Annotated in this window: 19 protein-coding genes; 17 read left to right on the top strand and 2 right to left on the bottom strand. The window is 69.8% G+C overall.

The window, feature by feature from the left end; translation table 11 throughout:
* Window positions 1–440 precede the first annotated feature (440 nt).
* Window positions 441–3506 carry an ice-binding family protein gene (locus tag ABGB05_RS00625; protein WP_347651088.1) on the top strand — a complete coding sequence of 1022 codons (3066 nt, stop codon included), beginning with the start codon at window positions 441–443 and terminating at the stop codon, window positions 3504–3506.
* Window positions 3507–3628: 122 nt separating this feature from the next.
* Here ABGB05_RS00625 and ABGB05_RS00620 read toward each other — a convergent pair whose 3' ends face one another.
* Window positions 3629–4435, bottom strand: coding sequence for a hypothetical protein (locus ABGB05_RS00620; RefSeq protein ID WP_347651087.1), 807 nt, complete (start codon window positions 4433–4435; stop codon window positions 3629–3631).
* 76 nt (window positions 4436–4511) lie between these two features.
* Here ABGB05_RS00620 and ABGB05_RS00615 point away from each other — a divergent pair, with 76 nt between their 5' ends.
* The 3 genes from ABGB05_RS00615 to ABGB05_RS00605 all read left to right on the top strand — a co-directional run bounded on the left by ABGB05_RS00615 (window position 4512) and on the right by ABGB05_RS00605 (window position 6990).
* Entirely contained in the window at window positions 4512–5069 is a 558-nt protein-coding gene (locus tag ABGB05_RS00615; protein WP_347651086.1) for a TetR family transcriptional regulator, read from the top strand.
* Window positions 5070–5096: 27 nt separating this feature from the next.
* On the top strand, window positions 5097–5903 hold the full coding sequence (locus ABGB05_RS00610) for a maleylpyruvate isomerase family mycothiol-dependent enzyme (RefSeq protein WP_347651085.1): 807 nt from the start codon (window positions 5097–5099) through the stop codon (window positions 5901–5903).
* 139 nt (window positions 5904–6042) lie between these two features.
* The gene (locus ABGB05_RS00605) at window positions 6043–6990 is read left to right on the top strand and encodes an aldo/keto reductase (RefSeq protein WP_347651340.1); all 948 of its coding nucleotides are present in this window, start codon (window positions 6043–6045) and stop codon (window positions 6988–6990) included.
* A 298-nt stretch (window positions 6991–7288) separates the two neighbouring features.
* Here the strand turns inward: ABGB05_RS00605 and ABGB05_RS00600 are convergent, their stop codons facing one another.
* Window positions 7289–7588, bottom strand: a complete 300-nt coding sequence (locus tag ABGB05_RS00600; protein ID WP_347651084.1) for a helix-turn-helix transcriptional regulator — start codon at window positions 7586–7588, stop codon at window positions 7289–7291.
* A gap of 280 nt (window positions 7589–7868) precedes the next feature.
* Between ABGB05_RS00600 and ABGB05_RS00595 the strand changes: the two genes are divergently transcribed.
* The 13 genes from ABGB05_RS00595 to ABGB05_RS00535 all read left to right on the top strand — a co-directional run bounded on the left by ABGB05_RS00595 (window position 7869) and on the right by ABGB05_RS00535 (window position 22395).
* On the top strand, window positions 7869–10271 hold the full coding sequence (locus tag ABGB05_RS00595; protein WP_347651083.1) for a transglycosylase domain-containing protein: 2403 nt from the start codon (window positions 7869–7871) through the stop codon (window positions 10269–10271).
* A 67-nt stretch (window positions 10272–10338) separates the two neighbouring features.
* Window positions 10339–11616 (top strand): serine hydroxymethyltransferase, encoded by a 1278-nt coding sequence (gene glyA, locus ABGB05_RS00590; RefSeq protein WP_347651082.1) that lies wholly within the window; start codon window positions 10339–10341, stop codon window positions 11614–11616.
* Window positions 11609–12259, top strand: a complete 651-nt coding sequence (locus ABGB05_RS00585) for a hypothetical protein (RefSeq protein WP_347651081.1) — start codon at window positions 11609–11611, stop codon at window positions 12257–12259. Before glyA ends, ABGB05_RS00585 begins: the two co-directional genes overlap by 8 nt.
* A gap of 217 nt (window positions 12260–12476) precedes the next feature.
* Entirely contained in the window at window positions 12477–12710 is a 234-nt protein-coding gene (locus ABGB05_RS00580; RefSeq protein ID WP_331212841.1) for an AtpZ/AtpI family protein, read from the top strand.
* A gap of 12 nt (window positions 12711–12722) precedes the next feature.
* On the top strand, window positions 12723–13526 hold the full coding sequence (gene atpB / locus ABGB05_RS00575; RefSeq protein WP_347651080.1) for a F0F1 ATP synthase subunit A: 804 nt from the start codon (window positions 12723–12725) through the stop codon (window positions 13524–13526).
* A gap of 67 nt (window positions 13527–13593) precedes the next feature.
* The gene (locus ABGB05_RS00570; RefSeq protein ID WP_347651079.1) at window positions 13594–13833 is read left to right on the top strand and encodes a F0F1 ATP synthase subunit C; all 240 of its coding nucleotides are present in this window, start codon (window positions 13594–13596) and stop codon (window positions 13831–13833) included.
* A gap of 27 nt (window positions 13834–13860) precedes the next feature.
* On the top strand, window positions 13861–14424 hold the full coding sequence (locus ABGB05_RS00565) for a F0F1 ATP synthase subunit B (RefSeq protein WP_347651078.1): 564 nt from the start codon (window positions 13861–13863) through the stop codon (window positions 14422–14424).
* Window positions 14424–15245 carry a F0F1 ATP synthase subunit delta gene (locus ABGB05_RS00560; RefSeq protein ID WP_347651077.1) on the top strand — a complete coding sequence of 274 codons (822 nt, stop codon included), beginning with the start codon at window positions 14424–14426 and terminating at the stop codon, window positions 15243–15245. The genes ABGB05_RS00565 and ABGB05_RS00560 overlap by 1 nt, the downstream gene beginning before the upstream one ends.
* Before the next feature lie 82 nt (window positions 15246–15327).
* Window positions 15328–16977 carry a F0F1 ATP synthase subunit alpha gene (atpA, locus tag ABGB05_RS00555; protein ID WP_347651076.1) on the top strand — a complete coding sequence of 550 codons (1650 nt, stop codon included), beginning with the start codon at window positions 15328–15330 and terminating at the stop codon, window positions 16975–16977.
* 9 nt (window positions 16978–16986) lie between these two features.
* Entirely contained in the window at window positions 16987–17925 is a 939-nt protein-coding gene (locus tag ABGB05_RS00550) for a F0F1 ATP synthase subunit gamma (RefSeq protein ID WP_347651075.1), read from the top strand.
* Window positions 17925–19355 (top strand): F0F1 ATP synthase subunit beta, encoded by a 1431-nt coding sequence (gene atpD / locus ABGB05_RS00545; protein ID WP_347651074.1) that lies wholly within the window; start codon window positions 17925–17927, stop codon window positions 19353–19355. Before ABGB05_RS00550 ends, atpD begins: the two co-directional genes overlap by 1 nt.
* A 314-nt stretch (window positions 19356–19669) precedes the next feature.
* On the top strand, window positions 19670–20887 hold the full coding sequence (locus ABGB05_RS00540) for an LCP family protein (protein ID WP_347651073.1): 1218 nt from the start codon (window positions 19670–19672) through the stop codon (window positions 20885–20887).
* A 260-nt stretch (window positions 20888–21147) separates the two neighbouring features.
* A complete protein-coding gene (locus ABGB05_RS00535; RefSeq protein WP_347651072.1) occupies window positions 21148–22395 on the top strand; it encodes an LCP family protein in 1248 nt (415 codons plus the stop codon).
* The last annotated feature ends 29 nt before the right edge of the window (window positions 22396–22424 follow it).

Below are 22424 nucleotides of genomic sequence, written 5' to 3'. Positions count from 1 at the left end.
CGGGCTCCCACCGGAAGTCTGTCGGCTCCAGCCGTTCCAGGTGGTACTCGAACAGCGACCAGGTCAGATCGAACTGCCAACACGCAGCAGGTCGCGACGGGAAACAGACACTCGGCGACCTCGCCACACCCGAATGTGCCGGACCGAGTGGATTTCTTCATCGGCCGGGCCCCGACAGCTGTTCACATCCTGGCGGATACGTCGGGGACATTATCTCCCTAAGGGTGACTTAAGGCAATTGACATCGTTACGCCCTGTTAGGAGGTGATCCGGCCGAGGGGCCAGGATCGTGATTGGTGGGGGAATCCGTGACGGTGAACCGTGTGGCTCGCGTGCGTCGTACACGCCGTTGGTCTGCGACGTCGATGGCAGGAGTCATCGGCGCTACGACGATCCTCGTTGGGCTCGTGGGGATGCCGGCGGCGTGGGCCCAGCCTCCGGTGCCGTTGGGAGTGGCCGAGACCTACGGGGTGTTGGCGGGCCAGGCGGTCACCGACGTCCCGCCTCCGGTCGGTCCCTCGGTCATCAACGGGGACCTGGGCGTCTGGCCGGGCACATCGCTCACCGGCGCCCCCGTGGTGAACGGTGAGATCCACGTCGGTGACACCGAGGCGATGCAGGCCCAGGACGCGCTGACCACGGCGTACAACTTCGCTGCCGCGCAGCCCGCGACCGCGACCGTGAGTGCGGACCTCGGTGGCCAGACCCTGGTCGCGGGGGTGTACGAGTCGCCGGCCACCATGGCGCTGACCGGCACGCTCACGCTGGACGGCCAGAACGATCCCAACTCGGTCTTCATCTTCCAGGCGGGATCCGACCTGATCACCGCGACCGACAGCCGGGTCGTCCTGACCCGGGGCGCCCAGGCGTGCAATGTGTTCTGGCAGGTGACCAGCTCGGCGACCCTGAACACCAGGACGGTCTTCGTCGGAAGCATCCTGGCGCTGCAGTCGGCGACGCTGGGCGAAGGGGCCACCGTGGCCGGACGGGTGTTGGCCCGGAACGGCTCCGTCACGCTGATCAACAACACGATCACCCGGCCGTTCTGCGCCCCGTCCATCGCGCCGCCGACGATCGCCAAGGCGTTCGACGACGCCATCATTCCGCTCGGCGGGACGACGGCGTTGACTTTCACGCTCACCAACCCCAACGGCGGTACGGGGCTGACCGGGGTCAACTTCAGTGACGCGCTGCCCGCCGGGCTGGTGGTCGCCAGTCCCAGCGGCGTGACTGGTTCGTGTGGTGGTGGCACGATCACCGCGACGGCTGGTGGTGGCACGATCAGCCTGGCCGGGGCGAGCCTGCCGGCGGGTGGTAGTTGCACTTTCTCGGTGAACGTCACCAGCACGACCAGTGGTACGAAGGTGAATTCGAGTGGCCCGGTCGACTCGAACGAGAGCGGCCCGGGTGCCGCCGCCTCGGCGAGCGTCACCGTTGCCGCGCCGGTCGTCGCGCCGCCGACGATCGCCAAGGCGTTCGACGACGCCGTCATTCCGCTCGGCGGGACGACGGCGTTGAGTTTCACCCTGACCAACCCCAACCCGGGTACGGCGTTGACCGGGGTGAACTTCAGTGACACGCTGCCGGCGGGTCTGGTGGTGGCCACGCCGAATGGGCTGACCGGTTCGTGTGGTGGTGGCACGATCACCGCGACGGCTGGTGGTGGCACGATCAGCCTGGCCGGCGCGACCCTGCCGGCGGGTGGCAGTTGCACCTTCTCGGTTAACGTCACCAGCACGACCAGTGGTACGAAGGTGAATTCGAGTGGCCCGGTCGACTCGAACGAGAGTGGCCCGGGAGCCCCCGCCTCGGCGAGCGTCGCGGTCGGCGCCGAAGTGGTCGCGCCGCCGACGATCGCCAAGGCGTTCGACGACGCCGTCATTCCGCTCGGCGGGACGACCACGCTCGACTTCACGCTCACAAATCCCAACCCGGGTACGGCGTTGACCGGGGTGAACTTCAGTGACGCGCTGCCGGCGGGTCTGGTGGTGGCGACGCCGAATGGGCTGACCGGTTCGTGTGGTGGTGGCACGATCACCGCGACGGCCGGTGGTGGCACGATCAGCCTGGCCGGGGCCACTCTGCCGGCGGGTGGCAGTTGTACCTTCTCGGTCAATGTCACCAGCACGACCAGTGGTACGAAGGTGAATTCGAGTGGCCCGGTCGACTCGAACGAGAGTGGCCCGGGAGCCCCCGCCGCGGCGAGCGTCGCGGTCGCCGCCCCGGTGGTCGCGCCGCCGACGATCAGCAAGTCCTTCGAGGACGCCACCGTCCCGTCCGACGGGACGACGGCGTTGAGTTTCACCCTGACCAACCCCAACCCGGGTACGGCGATGACCGGGGTGAACTTCAGTGACGCGCTGCCGGCGGGTCTGGTGGTGGCGACGCCGAATGGGCTGACCGGGTCGTGTGGTGGTGGCACGATCACCGCGACGGCTGGTGGTGGCACGATCAGCCTGGCCGGGGCCACTCTGCCGGCGGGTGGCAGTTGTACCTTCTCGGTCAATGTCACAGGCACGACCAGTGGTACGAAGGTGAACACGAGTGGGCCGGTCGACTCGAACGAGAGCGGCCCCGGCGCCCGCGCCGCGGCGAGCATCACGGTCAGGGCGGTCATCGCACCGACGATCGTCAAGGCCTTCGCGGACACGACCATCCCGTCCGACGGGACGACGGCGCTGAGTTTCACCCTGAGCAACCCGAACACGGTCACGGCGTTGACCGGCGTCGGCTTCACCGACACGCTGCCGGACGGTCTGGTGGTGGCCACGCCGAACGGGCTGACCGGTTCGTGTGGTGGTGGCACGATCACCGCCACCGCCGGTGGTGGCACGATCAGCCTGACCGGCGCCACCCTGCCGGCCGACGGGAGCTGCACCTTCTCGGTCAACGTCACCGGAACCACCAGCGGTACGAAGGTGAATTCGAGTGGCCCGGTCGACTCGAACGAGAGTGGCCCGGGCACTCCCGCCCTGGCGAGCGTCACGGTCCAGGCCGCCGAAGCACCGGGGTTCGCCAAGGCCTTCGGAAGCCCGGTCATCCCCCGCAACGGGACGACGTCACTGACGTTCACCCTCACCAATCCCAACCCGGGTACGGCCCTGACGGGCGTCAGCTTCGTCGACAACCTTCCCTCGGGACTGGTGGTCGCCACGCCGAACGCCGCGCAGACCAACTGCGCCTCTGGAACCGTCGTCGCCGAGCCCGGTAGCGGCAGCATCAGCCTGTTCACCGCCACGCTGCCGGCTGGCGGGAGTTGCACGGTGTCGGTCAACGTCACCGGCACCACCGCCGGCACGAAGGTCAACACGACGGTCGCGGTCACCTCGGTCGAGAGCGGCCCTGGTTCCGCCGCCTCGGCAACCATCACGGTCGGCCCGGTACTGCCGGTCACCGGCAGCCGGATCTCCACCTACGTCGTCATCGCCCTGGCCATGATCGGTCTCGGTGTGGCGCTCCTCGTGCTCAGCCACCGGCTGATCCGACGCCGACGGTTCGTCGTCTGACCTCGGCCTCCCACGGAACAGCCGTGGTTCGAGGAGAGTGATTCACGGTGCCGGGGTGCCGGCACGGTGGCGGCCCGGCGGGCGGAGCAACGGTGCTCCGCCCCCCCACGGCGATTCAGGCGTCAACCTGTGCTGATCCAGAGGAACTCGGCCATCGCGGCGGTGGTGTGCAGGTCGTGGCTGGTGCGGCCGACCAGCCGGGGCGCCGGGTGCGGTCCCGGGATGGTGTGGCCACCGCCGCGCACGGTGTAGAGCCGGACCGGGGCGTGCCCGTCCTGGCGGTAGTCGGTGCGGCTGATCTCCTCGGACAGCTCGACCGTCACGGGCGGCGCCGTGATGCCGTTGCGTTGCGCGAAATAGGCGGCGGTGTCGGGCGTGGACAGCATCTCCCCGCCGACCCGGAAGGCGAAGCGGGCCCAGGCCGACATCTCGCCGCCCTCGTACGGCACGATCCGGTCGGCCGTGCCGTGCAGCAGGAGGACCGGCTTCGGTACGACGGGCAGACCGGGCACGAGGAAGTTGGCGGGCGCCGGTTGTTGGGCCGCGATGACCGTCGCGCCGGCGATCAGGTCGGGGTGTTCGTGCAGCAGCCGGATCACCATGCCACCGCCGTTGGAGTAGCCGGCCGCGTAGACCTCCCGCCCGTCCGCGTGCTGCTTGACCACCGCTTCGGCGAACGCCACGTCGTCGACGCCGGCGAGGCGGGCCGGGAAGCGGCTGGCCGTACGTGCGTCGTTCCAGTTGCCCCGGTAGCCGTCGAGGTAGGCGACGGCCGTGCCGGGGATCGTGTCGAACGCGCCACCGGTGAAGGTGCGGTGCTTGGCCGCGTTCTGCCGGGAGCCGTGGAAGACGAGCAGCAGGCGGTCGTGGCCGTCCTCCGGCTCGACAAGGGTGTAGGTGCGGGTCCGGCCCGCCGCTTCGATCTCCATGACAACCCCTCCCGGATAACCTATCCACTTCGAGGGTAAACGCAAGCGGATGAGCTATCCGGTTATCCTGGTCACCGTGACCCGCAGGGACGCTGCCCGCAACTGGCAGCACATCGTCGACACCGGCCGCGCCTTCCTGGTCGAGCAGCGGCCGTTGCGGCTCAACGACGTCGCCCGCGAGGCGGAGATCGGCGTCGCCACGGTCTACCGCCACTTCCCGACCCCGGAGGCGCTGCTCGAGACGCTGGCCCGCCCGAGCCTGGAAGAGCTGGTCGCGTACGCGGAAAGGGTCCTGGCCGACGACGACGCGTGGGGCGCGTTCGCCAATTTCCTGACCGCCGGCATCGACGCGCAGCTGGCCGACGCCGCCGTGCAGCCGGTCTTCGCCGCTGCCACACACGAGCTGCCGGAGACGGCCGAGGTCGTGGGTCGCCTGAACGCCCTGACCGCCGAGCTGCTCGGCCGGGTACGCGCGGCGGGCCTGATCCGTCCCGGCGTCGAGCACGCGGACGTGGTACGCCTGATGTGCGGGGTGGTATTCGCCGCCTCGGTCCACGCGACCCCGGCCGAGCGGGCGGCGCTCACCCGCCGCTATCTCGACGTCGTGCTCGACGGCCTGCGTGCCGACCGGTGAAACCCGCTGTCCAACTGCCGTTGCGTGGTGGTAGACAGCAGCGTGCACAACGCCTTGGAGTTCCCCACCCTGCTGCGGCTGATCGACGAACGGTCGACCGCCTTCCGTGCCGCGGTCGCCGCCGCGCCCAGCCTCGACGTGCAGGTGCCGACCTGCCCGGAGTGGACGCTGTTCGAGCTGGCGCGGCACCTGGGCGAGGGGCGCCGGGCCTGGGCCGCCACCGTTGCCGCCGGGCCGGACGCCTCGGCCAAGGCGGCGTTCGAGGGCCCGGAAGCGCCTCGGGAGCGGGCGGCCCTGCTGGACTGGCTGGCCGCCTCGACGCGGCAGCTACTGGACGCACTGCGCGAGGCCGGCCCGGATCGCGGCTGCTGGACGTGGTGGGGTGCCTCGCAGTCGCCGCAGACCTGTGGCGCCGTCGCCCGACACCAGCTCCAGGAGATCGCGGTGCACACGTACGACGCCCAGCTCACCGTGGGCGCCCCGCAGCCACTGCCGGACGAGGTGGCGCTCGACGGAGTCGAGGAATTCCTCTCCACCTGCTTCGCGACGACGGCCGCCTGGCCGCACGAGCCGGCTGTCGTCGACTACCACGCCACCGAGGGCCGCTCCTGGCGCAACTGGGTCTCGGCCGACGGCGCCCGGACAGCCCGGCTGCCCGTGTCCGACACGACGCCCGCCGTCGACCAGCCGGAGGTGGCCTACGCCTCCGCCCGGGGTACGGCCAGTCAACTGGTCCTGGCGGCGTTCTACGGCCGCCTCCCGCTGGACGCCCTGGAACTCGACGGCGACCGGCGCATCTTCGACCTGCTCATCGCCTGGGAGCCGGATGAGTAGGACCTGATGGTGCGCCACCTGTACGGCGTCGGAGCCGAACGAACCAACCGTTGTCGAGCCATCGCGGAGTGAACTGATTATGGAACAGCGCACCTTCGGTACCGCCGGCCCTCGGGTCTCCTGCTTCGCGTTGGGAACGATGACGTTCGGCCAGGAGTCCGACGAGCAACTTTCGCACGAGATCCTCGACGCCTACGTGGCGGCCGGTGGCACGCTGATCGACACGGCTGACGTCTACTCCGACGGGGAGAGCGAGCGGATCATCGGGCGCTGGCTGAACAAGAACGCCGGGGTTCGTGACCAAATGGTCATTGCCACCAAGGCCCGGTTTCCGATCACCGGCCAGCCCGGTGCCGGCCTCAGCCGGGACTATCTCCACCGTGCGCTCGACGCCAGCCTGTCCCGGCTGGGCGTCGAGCGCGTGGACATCTACCAGGCGCATGGCCCGGATCCGCGGGTCCCGCTCGACGAGTTTGCGACGTTCGCCGAGGAGGCGCAGGCCGCCGGCAAGGTGGCCCACGTCGGGTTGAGCAACTTCCCCGGCTGGCAGACCAGCCTCGCCCACGCCCTGTGCCGGCAATATGGCACCAGGCCGCCCGTTTCGCTGCAACCCCAGTACAGCCTGCTGGTCCGGGAGCCGGAATGGGAGATCATGCCGGCCGCCGAGGCGCTCGACATGGGCACGATGGTCTGGGGGCCCTTGGGGGCCGGCTGGCTGACCGGCAAGTACCGCCGCGACGAGCGGCCGCCGGCCGGCAGTCGGCTCGGAGACGACCCGAACCGCGGTCTGGAGGCCCTCGGGCGCCGGGGCACCGAGCGCACCTGGCGGATCGTGGAGACCCTGGTGCGCCTCGCCGGCGAGGCCGGGGTTCCGCCGGCACAACTGGCTCTGGCCTGGGTCCTCCAACGTCCCGGGGTCACGGCGGCCCTGGTCGGTGCGCGGACCGCCGGCCAGCTCGCCGCCTCGCTGCCGGCTGCGGGGCTGCGCCTGGACCAGACGATCGTCGCGCAGCTCGACGAGGTCAGCGCGCCGGAGACACCGGACTACCCCTACCGTTTCGTCGAGGAGATTTCCGCCATCCGCTGAACGCGGTGCCCGGTGAGCTTCCAGGGCCGCTGATCACACTTGCGGACGCCTCGGCCGGCGATGACCCGGATGCAGGTACCGGCTACCTGGGACGAATGGGGCGCGAGGAGTGCGCCATCGCGGCCAGCGGCGTGAGACCGTGGTGTGCCGGCATCGAGTCGGGGGTGGCAACCGGGTCGTAAGCCGATCAACCCGGGGCGGTACGCCTGGTCAGCTACATGCCTCTCGCTCCGCCCGGGCGACCAGGAGCTGGAGCACCTCATCGGCACCGATACCCTCGCCCGCAGCGAGATCGGACTCAGCTTGACGAATCTGCTCGGTCGCCCCGGCCGTGGATAGCAGATCCAACGTCTCCTTCAGCGCCTACCTGGCCGTGTTCGATCTGGGAGATTCGGGCCTGGCTGACCCCGAGGGCCGCCGCCACCTCGGTCTGGGTGAGTCCGGCCGACTTGCGCATCTCGGCCAACTCATGCCCCCGGATACGGCCGAGATTCTCGGCGCGAATCGCAGCCCGCTGACCCTGCGCCTCGGCACTAGCCAGCCACGGCTGCTGCGCCATTGCCTCGGCCTTCACATCACTCCACCGCCGGCCGCTCATGGCCCCTCCTTGTTTTTGCGTTCGATCAGGTGCTGCTCGAAACGTTGCTCCGCCATTGGGATGTTCTCCCGGTACCAACGGTTCCAGTGGCCAGCCTTGCGTCACCAAGCCCGGGGCGCGTAGTCCGGAGCGAGGGCGAGGGTGGAATCACCCCTGATCGTGAATTCGTCCCGGATTCGCGCGAAACGCGTGCGGCGTCGGGAATCGGGCGGCACGCTGGTCGAGGGACCGGCCGCCGGGCCGCGTCGTACGCCTGCCTGTTTCCGCCCGAGGAGCGCCCATGCTGCGGCTGCGGCTCAACCAGCTCTGGACCCTGACGCTGGCCGGGCTGCTGGCCGGCACCATCCTGGCCGCCGCGCTGCTGCCGGTGTACGTGCTGGGCGCGCTGGGGCTGAGGTCCGTCAGCACCCGCTACGAGGACCTGCCGCAGGACCTGCGGGTGCCGCCGACCGCCCAGCGCTCCTACCTCTACGCCAGCGACGGCAAGACCCTGATCACCTCGTTCTACGACGAGAACCGGACGAACATCCCGCTCGACCAGGTCGCCCCGGTGATGCGGCAGGCGATCGTCGCGGCCGAGGACATCCGGTTCCACGAGCACGGCGGCGTCGACCTGCGCGGCGTGCTCCGCGCCGTGGTCGCCAACCGGGGCGGTGAGGTACGCCAGGGCGCCTCCACGCTGACCATGCAGTACGTCCGCAACGTGCTCAAGACCGACCCGAACCTCACCCCGGAGCAGCGGGCCGAGGCGGTCGCCCCGAACGCCGGCCGCAAGATCCAGGAGATGCGGTACGCGCTCGCGCTGGAACGGCGACTGAGCAAGGACGAGATCCTGAGCCGCTACCTGAACATCGCCTACTTCGGCGCCGGGGCGTACGGGATCGCGGCGGCCAGCCAGCGCTACTTCTCCAAGCCGGCCAGCCGGCTGACCCTGCCCGAGGCGGCGCTGCTCGCCGGGCTGGTCCGGTCACCGGAGACGGACACCCCGATCGGCGGCGACACCGACGCCGCCCTCAGCCGGCGCGGCTACGTACTGGGTCAGCTCGCCGAGACCGGGGTGATCACCGCCGAGACCGCGATCCGTACCCAGGCCGCGCCGCTCGGGCTGCGGCCCGGGGCGGAGCCGAACGACTGCGCCGGGATCCCGGACGCCCACTCCGACTGGGGCTTCTTCTGCGACTACTTCCGGCAGTGGTGGAACGACAATCCGGCGTTCGGCGACACCGTCGACGAGCGGCGGCAGAACCTGCGCCGGGGCGGCTACCGGATCACCGCCACCCTCGACCTGACGGTGCAGGCCGCCGCGATGGCCCAGACCCTCCAGGTGTACGACCGGAACGACCGGCGGGCCGCGCCGATGGCGGTGGTGCAGCCCGGCACCGGCAGGATCCTGGCCTTCGCGGTGAACCGGAACTACCGGCTCGACCCGAACCCGCCCGGGCAGGGCAACTATCCGAACACGGTGAACCAGTTGATCGCCGGTGGTGGTGACATCGCCGGCTACCAGGCGGGCTCCACCTTCAAGATCTTCACCCTGCTCGCCGCCCTGGAGGCCGGTATCCCGCTGCGGGCCGGCTACGTCGCCCCGAGCCGGCTGGTCACCGACTATCCGGTGGACAGCCCGGACAGCTGCGGCGGCTACTGGTGCCCCACCAACTCCAACCCCGCCTGGATGGACGGCTACCACACCATGTGGACCGCCTTCGGCCGCTCGGTGAACACCTACTTCGTGGCGCTCGCCCGCCGGATCGGCGTCGACCAGGCGGTCCGGATGGCGGAACGGCTCGGCATCGTCTTCCGCGCCTCCAGCGACGCCCGGCTGGCGACGTACGGGACGGACCAGTGGGGGGCGTTCACCCTCGGGGTCTCCGCCACCACCCCGCTCGACCTGGCCAACGCGTACGCGACGCTGGCCGCCGACGGGACGTACTGCAAACCGCTGCCCGTGACCGCGATCGTCGACCCGACCGGCCGACCCCTGCCGTCCGCCACCCCGACCTGCGGAAAGATGCTCAGCCCGGAAATCGCCCGGGCGGCCACCGACGCGGCCCGCTGCCCGGTCGGCAACCCCTCCGCGTACGGGCAGTGCAACGGCGGCAGCGCGCCGGAGGTGACCCGGATCCTCGGCGACCAGCCGGTGGCCGGCAAGACCGGCAGCGCCGAGGGGTACGCGACCGAGACGTTCGTGGCGTACACCCCGCAACTCGCCGCGGCGGCGATCGCCGCCAACCCGGACGACCCGAGTGACGCGGTCGGGCAGGCGGTGCAGCGGCGGGTGATCGCCGCGGTGGCGCACACCATGGCGTTCGCCCTGCGTGACCAGCCCCGCCGTGCCTTCACCGCGCCGGAACGGGAGATCGCCCTCGGCAGCAGCGCCGACGACCTGACCCCGCCACCGGGTACCGGCGGTCCGGGCGTGCCTTCGTCGGGCCCCGGGGCTCCGCCGCCGGGGGCGGTGCCGGTCGTGCCGGTGCCGGAGCCGGGACCGGCGCTGCCGCCGACGGCACCTCCGCCGGCTGTGCCTCCCGTACCGCCGGTGCCGGTGCCGGTGCCGACCGCGACCGTGCCGCGACCGGTGGTCCCGCGCCCGACCGTGGTGGTACCACGCCCCGGCGTACCCCGGTCGACGGTGCCGCCTTCGAGTACGCCGCCCCCGACCGCCCCGGCCCCGCCACCGCTCTGAGCCCGACCCCGCCGGCGGCCCTTCCCTACACTCGGGGGATGAGTGGCTGTGGGTGTGGAGTGGCGAGGTGACGCTCTTCTGGGGGCCGGACTTCGGTGAGCTGACCGAGACCGATCCGGAGATCGCGGCGGTGGTGCTCGGCGAGCTGGACCGGCTCCGGGGCGGGTTGCAGTTGATCGCCAGCGAGAACCTGACCTCGCCGGCGGTACTGGCCGCGCTCGGCTCGACCCTGACCAACAAGTACGCCGAGGGCTATCCGGGGCGGCGGTACTACGGCGGGTGTGCCCAGGTGGACCGGGCCGAGCAGATCGGCATCGACCGGGCGAAGGCGCTGTTCGGGGCCGAGCACGCGAACCTGCAGCCGCACTCCGGGGCGAGCGCCAACCTGGCCGCGTACGCGGCACTGGTCCAGCCCGGCGACACGGTGCTGGCGATGGACCTGCCGCACGGCGGCCACCTGACCCACGGCAGCCGGGTCAACTTCTCCGGGAAGTGGTTCGACACGGTCGGCTACCGGGTACGCCGGGACAGCGAGGTGATCGACTACGACGAGGTGCGGGACCTCGCCCTGGCACACCGACCCAAGATGATCATCTGTGGGGCGACCGCCTACCCCCGCCTGATCGACTTCGCCCGGTTCCGGGAGATCGCCGACGAGGTCGACGCGTACCTGATGGTGGACGCGGCCCACTTCATCGGACTGGTCGCCGGCGGGGCGATCCCGTCCCCGGTGCCGTACGCCGACGTGGTCTGCGCCACCACCCACAAGGTGCTGCGCGGGCCGCGCGGCGGAATGATCCTGTGTCGCGACTCGCTCGCCGAGCGGATCGACAAGGCCGTCTTCCCGTTCACCCAGGGCGGCCCGCTGATGCACGCCGTCGCCGCCAAGGCGGTCGCCCTGCGCGAGGCGGCGTCCCCCGAGTTCCAGGCGTACGCTGCCCAGGTGGTCCAGAACGCGAAGGCGCTGGCCGGCGCCCTCGCCGAGGCGGGGATGCGGCCGGTCTCCGGCGGCACCGACACCCATCTGGCCCTGATCGACCTGCGGACGCTCGGGGTGACCGGTCGGGACGCCGAGGCCCGGTGTGATGCCGCCGGCATCACGCTGAACAAGAACGCGATCCCGTACGACCCGGAGAAGCCGATGGTCGCCTCCGGGATCCGGGTCGGTACGCCGAGCGTCACCACCCAGGGCATGAAGGAGCCGGAGATGCGGCGGATCGCCGACCTGATCTCCCGGGCGGTACGGACCGACCCGGCCGGACCCGGGGGCACCGACACCCTCGCCCGGGTCGCCACCGAGGTCACCGAGCTGGTGACGGCGTTTCCGGCGTACCCCCGTGGCTGAGCCGGCGGGGCGGGTGGCCGGGGCGACCACCGGCGTGGTGGGCGGCGGCGTGGCGGACGGCGGCGTGGCGAACGGCGGCGTGGCGAACGGCGGCGTGGCGAACGGCGGCGTGGCGAACGGCGGCGTGGCGGACACGGGCGTGTCGGCCACCGGCGTGGCGACCGGTGTCGACACGCCGCGCGGCGGCGACACGCCGGACGATCCGGCCGGGGCGCCGGCGGCCGGCGCCGGTTGGGGAGAACGGCACTGGCGGCTGGCGCATCTGCCGACGGTGCTCGGCGCCTCGCTGGCGCTGCTGGTCCTCGCCGCCGTGGTCGGCGGGCTGGCCGCCGGCGGCGTCGGCGCGCTCGGGGCGGCCACCGGCGTCGGCGTGGTCACGGTCAGTTATCTCCTCTCCACCCTGGTGATCGCCTGGGCCGACTCGGTGGACCCGAGACTGGTGCTCCCGTCCGGGCTGGGCATGTACATCGTGAAGTTCACCGTGCTCGGTGTGGTGATGGCCGGGGTGGCCGGCAGCGGCTGGGCTGGTCTTCGGCCGTTCGGCGTCGGTGTCATGGTCGGTGTGGTGGTCTGGACCGGGGCGAACATCTGGTGGGTGACCCGGATCCACCAGGCCCGGCTGCGGCGCGCGACCGACGGCTGAGGCGGCTTCCGGACGCCTCGCGTGGCGCCGTCCGGTTCGGCGTCGGTCCGCTTCGTGGGACGCCACAGCAAACTGTCAGTGATCGGTCATTCCTGAGTGGGCCGAACCGGAGTAGCGTGCCGGGGAGACGACGCGCCCACCCAGCTGCCCACACAACCAGGGTTGTGCGGGGGGTGAGGCTCAGCCTGGTATCCCCGGCTGATATCGTTCGGCCGTCATGACCGGTGACCAAACCCCCCAGCCCGCAGGCGGCTCAGGCCCTCCGCCCGAGTCCGGCGCTGGCTACACCGCGCTCGGATACCTCATCGGAGGTCTGGCGGTGTGGGGTTTCATCGGTTGGTTGGTCGACCAGTGGCTCGACACCGGTGGTCTGGCCACCGGGATCGGGTTCCTGCTCGGCGGGGCCGGGGGCGTCTACCTGGTCATCCGCCGACTTGGCACCCCTAGCTAGGGAAGGGACGCGGTGATCGGACAGTCGATCGTCCTCGCGGCAGAGGGCGACATTCCGTTTCCACCCAGCGTGGAGGACTTCTTCCTGCCGGCCATCGTGCCGTGGGGCGAGCACAACTCGTACTGGTTCACCAAGTTCACCGCACTGGTCTGGGTGTCCGTCGGCATCCTGATCATCTTCTTCCTGCTGAGCTACCGGAAGCCGCAGCTGGTGCCGACGAGGAAGCAGTGGATCGCCGAGTCGATCTACGGCTTCGTCCGGAACAACATCGCGGTGGACATGATCGGGCACCGTGGAGTCGCGTTCGCGCCGTACTTCACCACGCTGTTCGTGTTCATCCTCATGAACAACCTCTGGCAGATCATCCCGGGCGTGCAGATCTCGCCGAACACACACATCGCCTTTCCGGCGATTCTGGCGATCATCAGCTACGTGATGTTCATCTGGGTCGGCATCCGACACCACGGTTTCGCGAAGTTCATGAAGCATTCGCTGATGCCGCCGGCACCGTGGTTCATGCAGCCGCTGCTGATCCCGATCGAGATCATCTCGACCTTCATCGCCCGGCCGGTCTCGCTGGCGCTGCGGTTGTTCGCCAACCTGTTCGCCGGACACATCATCCTGCTGGTCTTCACGCTCGGCGGGTTCGTGCTGCTGAACGCCGACGCCTTCTTCCTGAAGCCGATCTCGGTGCTGTCCTGGGCGGTGTCGATCGCGATCACCTTCCTGGAGGCCCTGGTCATCGTCCTGCAGGCGTACATCTTCACCGTGCTGAGCGCGAGCTACGTGCAGGGCGCGCTCGCTGACGAACACTGAGCCCACAACCGCACACCGTTGTCGTCCCGCGTGAACCGTCACGCGTGATCTCAGGAGGAACCAACCAATGTTGTCGTCGACCCTCGCCGCCGTCGAAATCACCGGCAGCCTCAGCTCCATCGGCTACGGCCTCGCGGCCATCGGCCCGGGTATCGGTGTCGGCCTGGTCTTCAGCGCCTACATCCAGTCGACCGCCCGCCAGCCGGAGTCGTCCCGCCTGACCCTGCCGTACGTCTGGATCGGCTTCGCCGTCATCGAGCTGCTCGCCCTGCTGGGCATCGCCTTCGGCTACGCCTTCGGCAACTAGCCGTACCCCTCGAACGGGAGGTTCCGGATGTTCAGTCTCGCCGCCGAGGGTGGCCACAACCCGATCGTGCCGCTCTGGCAGGAGATCGTGGTCGGCTCGGTCGCCTTTGCGCTGCTCTGCTTCGTACTGATTAAGTTCGTCTTCCCGCGCATGGAGCAGACGTTCCAGGCCCGGGTCGACGCGATCGAGGGCGGCATCAAGCGTGCCGAGGCCGCGCAGGCCGAGGCCAACCAGCTGCTGGAGCAGTACCGCGCGCAGCTCGCCGAGGCGCGCACCGACGCGGCGAAGATCCGCGACGACGCGCGGGCCGACGCCGAGGGCATCCGTTCGGACGTGCTGGCCAAGGCCCGCGAGGAGTCCGAGCGGATCATCCAGGCCGGCAAGGACCAGCTCGCCGCCGAGCGGGCCACCATCGTGCGCGAGCTGCGTACCGAGGTGGGCACCATCGCGGTCGACCTGGCCGGCCGGATCGTCGGTGAGTCGCTGGCCGACGAGGCCCGCCGCAAGGGCACCGTCGAGCGGTTCCTCGCCGACCTGGAGGGCGTCGGGGCCGGTAACGGCGCCAACGGCTCCGCCGTGAGGACGAGCTGATGCAGGCCGCAAGCCGGGAGTCGTACGCCGCCGCGCGGCAGCGTCTCGACGCGTACGCCGGGGCGGCCGCGGCCGACGAGGTCGCCAGCACCGGTGACCAGATCGGTCTGGTCGCCGGCCTGCTGCGGCGGGAGCCGCGGCTGCGCCGGGCCCTCTCCGACCCGGCCCGGGCCGGTGAGGACCGGGTCGGCCTGCTGGGCAACCTGGTCGGCGACAAGATCGGCGCCGACGCCCGCGAACTGCTCGGCACGCTGGTCGGCGGCCGCTGGTCGGCCCCGTCGGAGCTGTTGGCGGGGACCGAGCGGCTCGGTGTGGAGGCGCTGCTGGCCAGCGCCGACCGCGCCGGGGAGCTGGGCGAGGTGGAGGACGAGTTGTTCCGCTTCGGTCAGCTGGTCGCCGCCAACCCGGAGCTGAGCAACGTGCTCTCCGACCCGATCGCGCCGGTGGCGCAGCGGGCCGAGCTGACCGGGTCGCTGCTGGCCGGCAAGGCCTCGGCGGTCACGGTCAAGCTGGTCGAGGTGGCGCTCGCCGGGTTCGGTGGGCGCTCCTTCACCGGGGCGCTGACCCGGCTCGTCGAGTTGGCCGCGGACCGGCGGGACCGCCAGGTCGCGTACGTCACGGTCGCGGCCCCGCTCTCCGACGACGAGGAACGCCGGCTGGGCGCCAAGCTCACCGAGCTATACGGTCGAGAGGTCTCCGTCAAGCAGACGGTGGACCCCTCGGTGCTCGGCGGCCTGAGCGTCCGGATCGGTTCGGACCTCTACGACGGCACGATCCTGCGCCGCCTCACCGACACCCGAAACGCGCTCGCGAAGCGTTGAGTTCCCTCGACGCGTACGCAGAGCGCTGAGCAGACATCCACGCCGTTCCGGTTAACCGGGCCCTGAATAGAGGAAGAAGAGGATGGCCGAGCTGACCATCTCGTCGGAGGAGATCCGCGGCGCGCTGGAGCGCTACGTCTCCTCCTATTCGCCCGACGTCTCCCGTGAGGAGGTCGGCACCGTCGCCGACGCCGGTGACGGCATCGCCCACGTCGAGGGCCTGCCCTCGACCATGACCAACGAGCTGCTCGAGTTCGAGGACGGCACCCTCGGTGTCGCGCTGAACCTCGACGTCCGGGACATCGGCGTCGTGGTCCTCGGTGACTACGGCGGGATCGAGGAGGGGCAGCGCGTCAAGCGCACCGGCCGGGTGCTCTCGGTGCCGGTCGGCGACGCGTTCCTCGGCCGGGTGGTCAACCCGCTCGGCGAGCCGATCGACGGCCTCGGCGACATCGCCAACGAGGGCTACCGCGAGCTGGAGCTGCAGGCCCCGAACGTGATGGCCCGGCAGTCCGTCAGCGAGGCGCTGCAGACCGGTCTCAAGGCCATCGACGCGATGACCGCGATCGGCCGGGGCCAGCGGCAGCTGATCATCGGTGACCGGCGTACCGGCAAGACCACGGTCGCCCTGGACACCATCCTCAACCAGCGTGACAACTGGCTCTCCGGCGACCCGGCGAAGCAGGTCCGCTGCATCTACGTGGCGATCGGGCAGAAGGGCTCGACCATCGCCTCGGTGAAGGGCCTGCTCGAGGAGCACGGCGCGATGGAGTACACCACCATCGTCGCGTCGCCCGCCTCCGACCCGGCCGGCTTCAAGTACATCGCCCCGTACGCCGGCTCGTCGATCGGCCAGCACTGGATGTACGGCGGCAAGCACGTCCTGATCGTCTTCGACGACCTGACCAAGCAGGCCGAGGCGTACCGGGCCGTGTCGCTGCTGCTGCGTCGCCCGCCGGGCCGTGAGGCGTACCCGGGTGACGTCTTCTACCTGCACTCCCGGCTGCTGGAGCGCTGCGCGAAGCTCTCCGACGAGATGGGCGGCGGCTCGATGACCGGTCTGCCGATCATCGAGACCAAGGGCAACGACATCTCGGCGTTCATCCCGACCAACGTCATCTCGATCACCGACGGCCAGATCTTCCTGGAGACGGACCTGTTCAACCAGGGTGTCCGGCCGGCGATCAACGTGGGTACCTCGGTCTCCCGGGTCGGTGGTGCCGCGCAGGTCAAGCCGATGAAGAAGGTCGCCGGCCGGCTCCGCCTGGACCTCGCCCAGTACCGCGAGCTGGAGGCGTTCGCCGCCCTCGCCTCGGACCTGGACAAGGCCTCGCAGGACCAGCTCAGCCGGGGTGCCCGGCTGGTCGAGCTGCTGAAGCAGACCAACTACTCGCCCTTCCCGGTGGAGGAGCAGGTGGTCTCGGTCTGGATCGGCACCGAGGGCAAGCTGGACGACATCGCGATCGGTGAGGTCCGGCGCTTCGAGTCCGAGTTCCTGGAGTTCCTCCGTCACCAGTACAAGCCGACGATGCAGTCGATCGCGGACAACAACTGGGACGACGACATCATCAACTCCCTGAACGAGGCCGTCACCCGGTTCAAGCAGATGTTCCTCGGCAAGGAGGACGGCGTGCGGATCAACGAGGCGCCGGCCCAGCCGCTGGAGGGCGAGCAGGACCGCGAGACCGTCACCCGGTACCGGGACGGCGAGCCCGCGTCGGACGAGAAGTAGGGCTGACCCGTGGCTGCCCAGGTTCGCGTTCTTCGTCAACGGATCCGCTCGGCGAAGTCGATGAAGAAGATCACCAAGGCGATGGAGCTCGTCGCGACGAGTCGGCTCGCCAAGGCCCAGTCCCGGGTCGAGGCCTCGCTGCCGTACGCCCAGGCCATCACCGGCGTGCTCACGGCGCTGGCCTCCAACGCGAGCATCGACCACCCGCTGTTGACCGCCCGGCCGAAGGTGCGCCGGGCGGGGGTGGTCGTGGTCACCAGCGACCGTGGTCTGGCCGGTGGATACACCTCCAACGCGGTCAAGGCGGCCGAGTCGCTGATCGCGCGGCTGCGGGCCGACGGCAAGGAGCCGGTGCTGTACGTGATCGGCCGCAAGGGGGTCGGTTACTACCGGTTCCGGCAGCGCAAGGTCGAGGCGAGCTGGACCGGCTTCTCCGAGCAGCCGACCTTCGAGGACGCCAAGCAGGTCGGTGACACGCTGGTCAAGGCGTTCGTCTCCGGCGCGGACGACGTCGACGGCGGCGGCCCGGGCATCGACGGGGTGCTCGGCGTCGACGAGCTGCACATCGTCTACACGCAGTTCAAGTCGCTGATGTCCCAGACCCCGGTGACCCGGATCATCGGTCCGATGGAGGTCGAGACCCGGCCGCGCAGCGAGGCGAACACCCCGCTGCCGGCGTACGAGTTCGAGCCGGAGGCGGAGGCGCTGCTCGACGCGCTGCTGCCGAAGTACATCAACACGCGGATCTACGCGGCGTTGATCGAGTCGGCGGCGAGCGAGTCCGCCTCGCGTCGTCGGGCGATGAAGAGCGCGACCGACAACGCCGAAGAGATGATCGAGAAGTACACGCGCGAGATGAACTCGGCCCGCCAGGCCGGCATCACCCAGGAGATCAGCGAGATCGTCGGCGGCGCCAACGCGCTGGCCGCGTCGGGAAGTGAAGTGTGATGACTGCTCCAGTTAAGACCGCGACGGGCCGGGTGGTCCGGGTCATCGGCCCGGTCATCGACGCCGAGTTCCCGCGCGATGGCATGCCCGAGATCTTCAACGCCCTCCAGCTGGACGTGGAACTCTCCGGCGGGCGCAAGACCCTCACCCTGGAGGTCGCCCAGCACCTGGGCGACAACATGATCCGGGCGATCTCGATGCAGCCGACCGACGGTGTGGTCCGGGGCACCGAGGTACGCGACACCGGTTCGCCGATCACCGTGCCGGTCGGTGACGCGGTCAAGGGTCACGTCTTCAACGCCATCGGCGAGGTGCTGAACCTCAAGGAGGGCGAGAAGTTCGAGGCCTCCGACCGCTGGGTGATCCACCGCAAGGCGCCCGCCTTCGCGGACCTGGAGCCGAAGACCGAGATGCTGGAGACCGGCATCAAGGTCATCGACCTGCTCGCCCCGTACGTCAAGGGTGGCAAGATCGGCCTGTTCGGCGGTGCCGGCGTCGGCAAGACGGTGCTCATCCAGGAGATGATCACCCGGGTGGCGAACAACTTCGGTGGTACCTCGGTCTTCGCCGGTGTGGGTGAGCGGACCCGTGAGGGCAACGATCTCATCCACGAGATGACCGAGTCCGGCGTCATCGACAAGACCGCGCTGGTCTACGGCCAGATGGACGAGCCGCCGGGCACCCGGCTGCGGGTGGCGCTCTCCGCGCTGACCATGGCGGAGTACTTCCGGGACGTGAACAAGCAGGAAGTGCTGCTCTTCATCGACAACATCTTCCGGTTCACCCAGGCCGGTTCGGAGGTCTCCACCCTGCTCGGCCGGATGCCGAGCGCGGTGGGCTACCAGCCGACCCTGGCGGACGAGATGGGCGAGCTGCAGGAGCGGATCACCTCGGTCCGGGGCCAGGCGATCACCTCGATGCAGGCGATCTACGTGCCGGCGGACGACTACACCGACCCGGCGCCGGCCACCACCTTCGCCCACCTCGACGCCACCACCAACCTGGAGCGGTCGATCTCCGACAAGGGCATCTACCCGGCGGTGGACCCGCTGGCGTCCTCGTCGCGGATCCTCGCCCCGGAGTTCGTCGGCGCCGAGCACTTCGCGGTCGCCTCCGAGGTGAAGCGGATCCTGCAGCGCTACAAGGACCTGCAGGACATCATCGCCATCCTCGGTATCGAGGAGCTGTCGGAGGAGGACAAGCTCACCGTCGGCCGGGCCCGTCGGATCGAGCGGTTCCTCTCCCAGAACACGTACGCGGCCGAGGTCTTCACCGGCATCAAGGGCTCGTACGTGCCGGTCAAGGACACCGTCGAGGCGTTCAAGAAGATCGCCGAGGGTGAGTACGACCACTTCCCCGAGCAGGCGTTCTTCATGTGCGGTGGCCTGGACGACCTGGAGCGCAACGCCCGCGAGCTGATGAAGGACTAGTTCGAGGGCCAGCTCACACGACAGGACCGCGTCGGTTTCGTCCGACGCGGTCCTTTGTCGTTTCTGCTGGTCGTGGTCAGGTCGTCCCAGACCTTTCTTCGTCCTTGACCCGTTTCCGACCCTTTCGTAACGCGTTATTAACGCGGACCGCCGTTGGCGGTCAAGCAAATCCGGCGTTAATCTCTGCAACGTCTCTGCCCGGTGGGCTCGTCCTTCTCTACGGGGCGCTACGAACGGAGAAGCTGGTGAGTGAAGGCGGCAAGGGCGGAGGCCGACCGGGCGGGAGAGCCGGCCGCCCGAACCGGGAGTACCCGGTGCTGAGGCAGCCCGGTGGCCGTTCGGACGCCGCGCGACCCGGTGGTGTCGAGGCGGGCCCGGTCCGCGAAGGCAGGGTTCGCACCGGCAAGGGGCGGGCGGGGCAGGGCGGGCCGGCGAAGGAGAAGAAGTCCCGGGCGCCCCGCTGGGCCCGGCTCTGTACGATCTTCGGCGCGGTGCTCGTGGTCCTCAGCGGCGTGTCGCTGGGTGGTTTCCAGATGGCGCTCGCCCGCTTCGAGGGTGCGGTGACCGAAGCCGACCTCTTCGGCGACGAGGCCGGTGCTGGGGCGCCGAAGGTGGCGGACATCAAAGGCCCGCTGAACATCCTGCTGGTCGGCATCGATCCCCGGAACCCGGAGACTCCGCCGCTGGCCGACTCGATCATGATCCTGCACGCCAACGCGACGCTCGACTCGGCGTACCTCTTCTCGCTGCCCCGGGACCTGCTGGTCCAGATCCCGCGGTTCGACAAGGCCAACTACCCCGGTGGCCTGGAGAAGCTGAACGGCGCGATGGCGCACGGCAGCAAGGTGCCGGGCGAGTTGCCGAGCGCGGCGCAGGGCTTCGAACTGCTCTCCCAGACGGTCAGCAAGGTCACCGGGATCAAGCGGTTCGACGCGGGCGCGATCATCAACTTCGGCGGCTTCCAGAAGATCGTCGACGCGATGGGCGGTGTCACCATGTACATCGACCAGAACGTCAAGTCCGAGCACAAGCAGCCGAACGGCAAGCAGCGCACGCTGAAGCCGGGCGGCGGCGGTTACCTCGGTCCGCAGAAGGAGTACAAGAAGGGCACCCGCCACCTGGAGGGCTGGGAGGCGCTGGACTACGTCCGGCAGCGGTACGGCCTGCCCAACGGCGACTACGACCGGCAGCGGCACCAGCAGCAGTTCGTCCGGGCCATGGCGGACCAGGCGCTGAGCAAGGACGTGGTGACCAATCCGCTCAAGCTCGACAAGGTGGTGCAGGCGGCCGGGAAGTCGCTGATCTTCAGCGGTCGGGGCCACCGACTGTTGGACTTCGGCTGGGCCCTGCGCAACCTGCGCTCCGACACCATTCAGATGATCAAACTGCCGGGTGGCGGTGTGGTCGAGGGCGGCGACTACAGGGGCGAGCGGTTCGACCCGATCGCCGACGACTTCTTCGCCGCCCTGCGGGACGGGACCATCGACACCTTCGTGATGTCGAATCCCAAGCTGTTGAACAAGGTCAAGTGACCTGACCTGACGGGTCGACGCCGAGCGGTGGTGCCACCGCCGCCCGGCGCCGTCCCACCGTCGGGTCGGCGGGATCCGAGCGTCGCCAGACGCGGTCGGAGTCCGGACGCGTACCCACCGTGGTGGGCACGCGCGGCGCGCGTGCCCGTGGACAAGCCGCCGGCGGCGGAACGGATCGTGAAGGACGGGGCGCGCAGACCCGCGCCCGACCGGGCTGTACGGGTGAGGCGCGCCGGCAGAGGCGTGGGACGAACGGAGAGATGCGGGTGAGCGAAGGCGGCAAGGGCGCTGGCCGGTCCGACAGACGTACCCGTCGGTCGGACGGAAGCCGACCGGACGGCGGCGGTGGCGGTGGCAAGGGCTGGTCGAGCAGCGCGCGGACGATCCGGGAGGGTCGGCGGAAGAAGTCCACGGTGCCCAGGTGGGCCCGGGTCTGCCTGATCTTCGGGATCGTGCTCGTCGTGCTCAGCGGGGGCAGTCTGGTCGGGTTCGAGGCGGTGCTCGCCCGGTTCGAGGGCGCGGTCCAGCAGGAGGACCTCTTCGGGGACGAGGCGGCCGGGGTCACCGAGGTCAAGAAGGTGGACATCAAGGGTCCGCTGAACATCCTGCTGGTCGGTATCGACCCCCGGCGACCGGACGTACCGCCGCTGGCCGACTCGGTCATGGTCCTGCACGTGAACGCGTCGCTCGACTCGGCGTACCTCTTCTCGTTGCCCCGGGACCTGGTGGTGCAGATCCCTCCGTTCCAGAAGGCGAACTTCAGCGGTGACACGACCAAGTTGAACGCCGCGATGTCGTACGGCAGCCACAACCCGAAGAAGAACCTTCCCGACGCCGCCCAGGGCTTCGAACTGCTCTCGCTGACGGTCAGCAAGGTCACCGGGATCAAGCGGTTCGACGCGGGCGCGATCATCAACTTCGGCGGCTTCCAGAAGATCGTCGACGCGATGGGTGGTGTCACGATGTACGTCGACCAGAACGTCAAGTCCGAGCACAAGCAGCCGAACGGCAAGCAGCGCACGCTGAAGCCGGGCGGCGGCGGTTACCTCGGCCCGCAGGCGTCGTACAAGAAGGGCACCCACCACCTGGAGGGCTGGCAGGCGCTGGACTACGTCCGGCAGCGCTACCCGGAGAACGGGGTCACCGACGGCGACTACGGACGGCAGCGGCACCAGCAGCAGTTCGTCCGGGCCATGGCGGACCAGGCGCTGAGCAAGGACGTGGTGACCAACCCGCTCAAGCTCGACAAGGTGGTGCAGGCGGCCGGGAAGTCGCTGATCTTCAGCGGTCGGGGCCACAAGCTGCTGGACTTCGGCTGGGCCCTGCGCAACCTGCGCTCCGACTCGATCCAGATGATCAAACTGCCGGGTGGCGGTGTCTTCGAGGGAACCAGCTACCGGGGTGAGGCGTTCAAGCCGATCGCCGGGGAGTTCTTCGCCGCTCTGAAGGAGGGGACGATCGACACCTTCGTGATGTCCCATCCGGAACTGCTGAACAAGGTCAAGTGAGCCGGCCCGGCCCGGAGCGGACGATCCGC

The organism is Plantactinospora sp. B5E13, assembly GCF_039871775.1.
Classification (GTDB): Bacteria; Actinomycetota; Actinomycetes; order Mycobacteriales; family Micromonosporaceae; genus Plantactinospora.
This window is presented reverse-complemented; position numbering and strand designations above follow the sequence as displayed.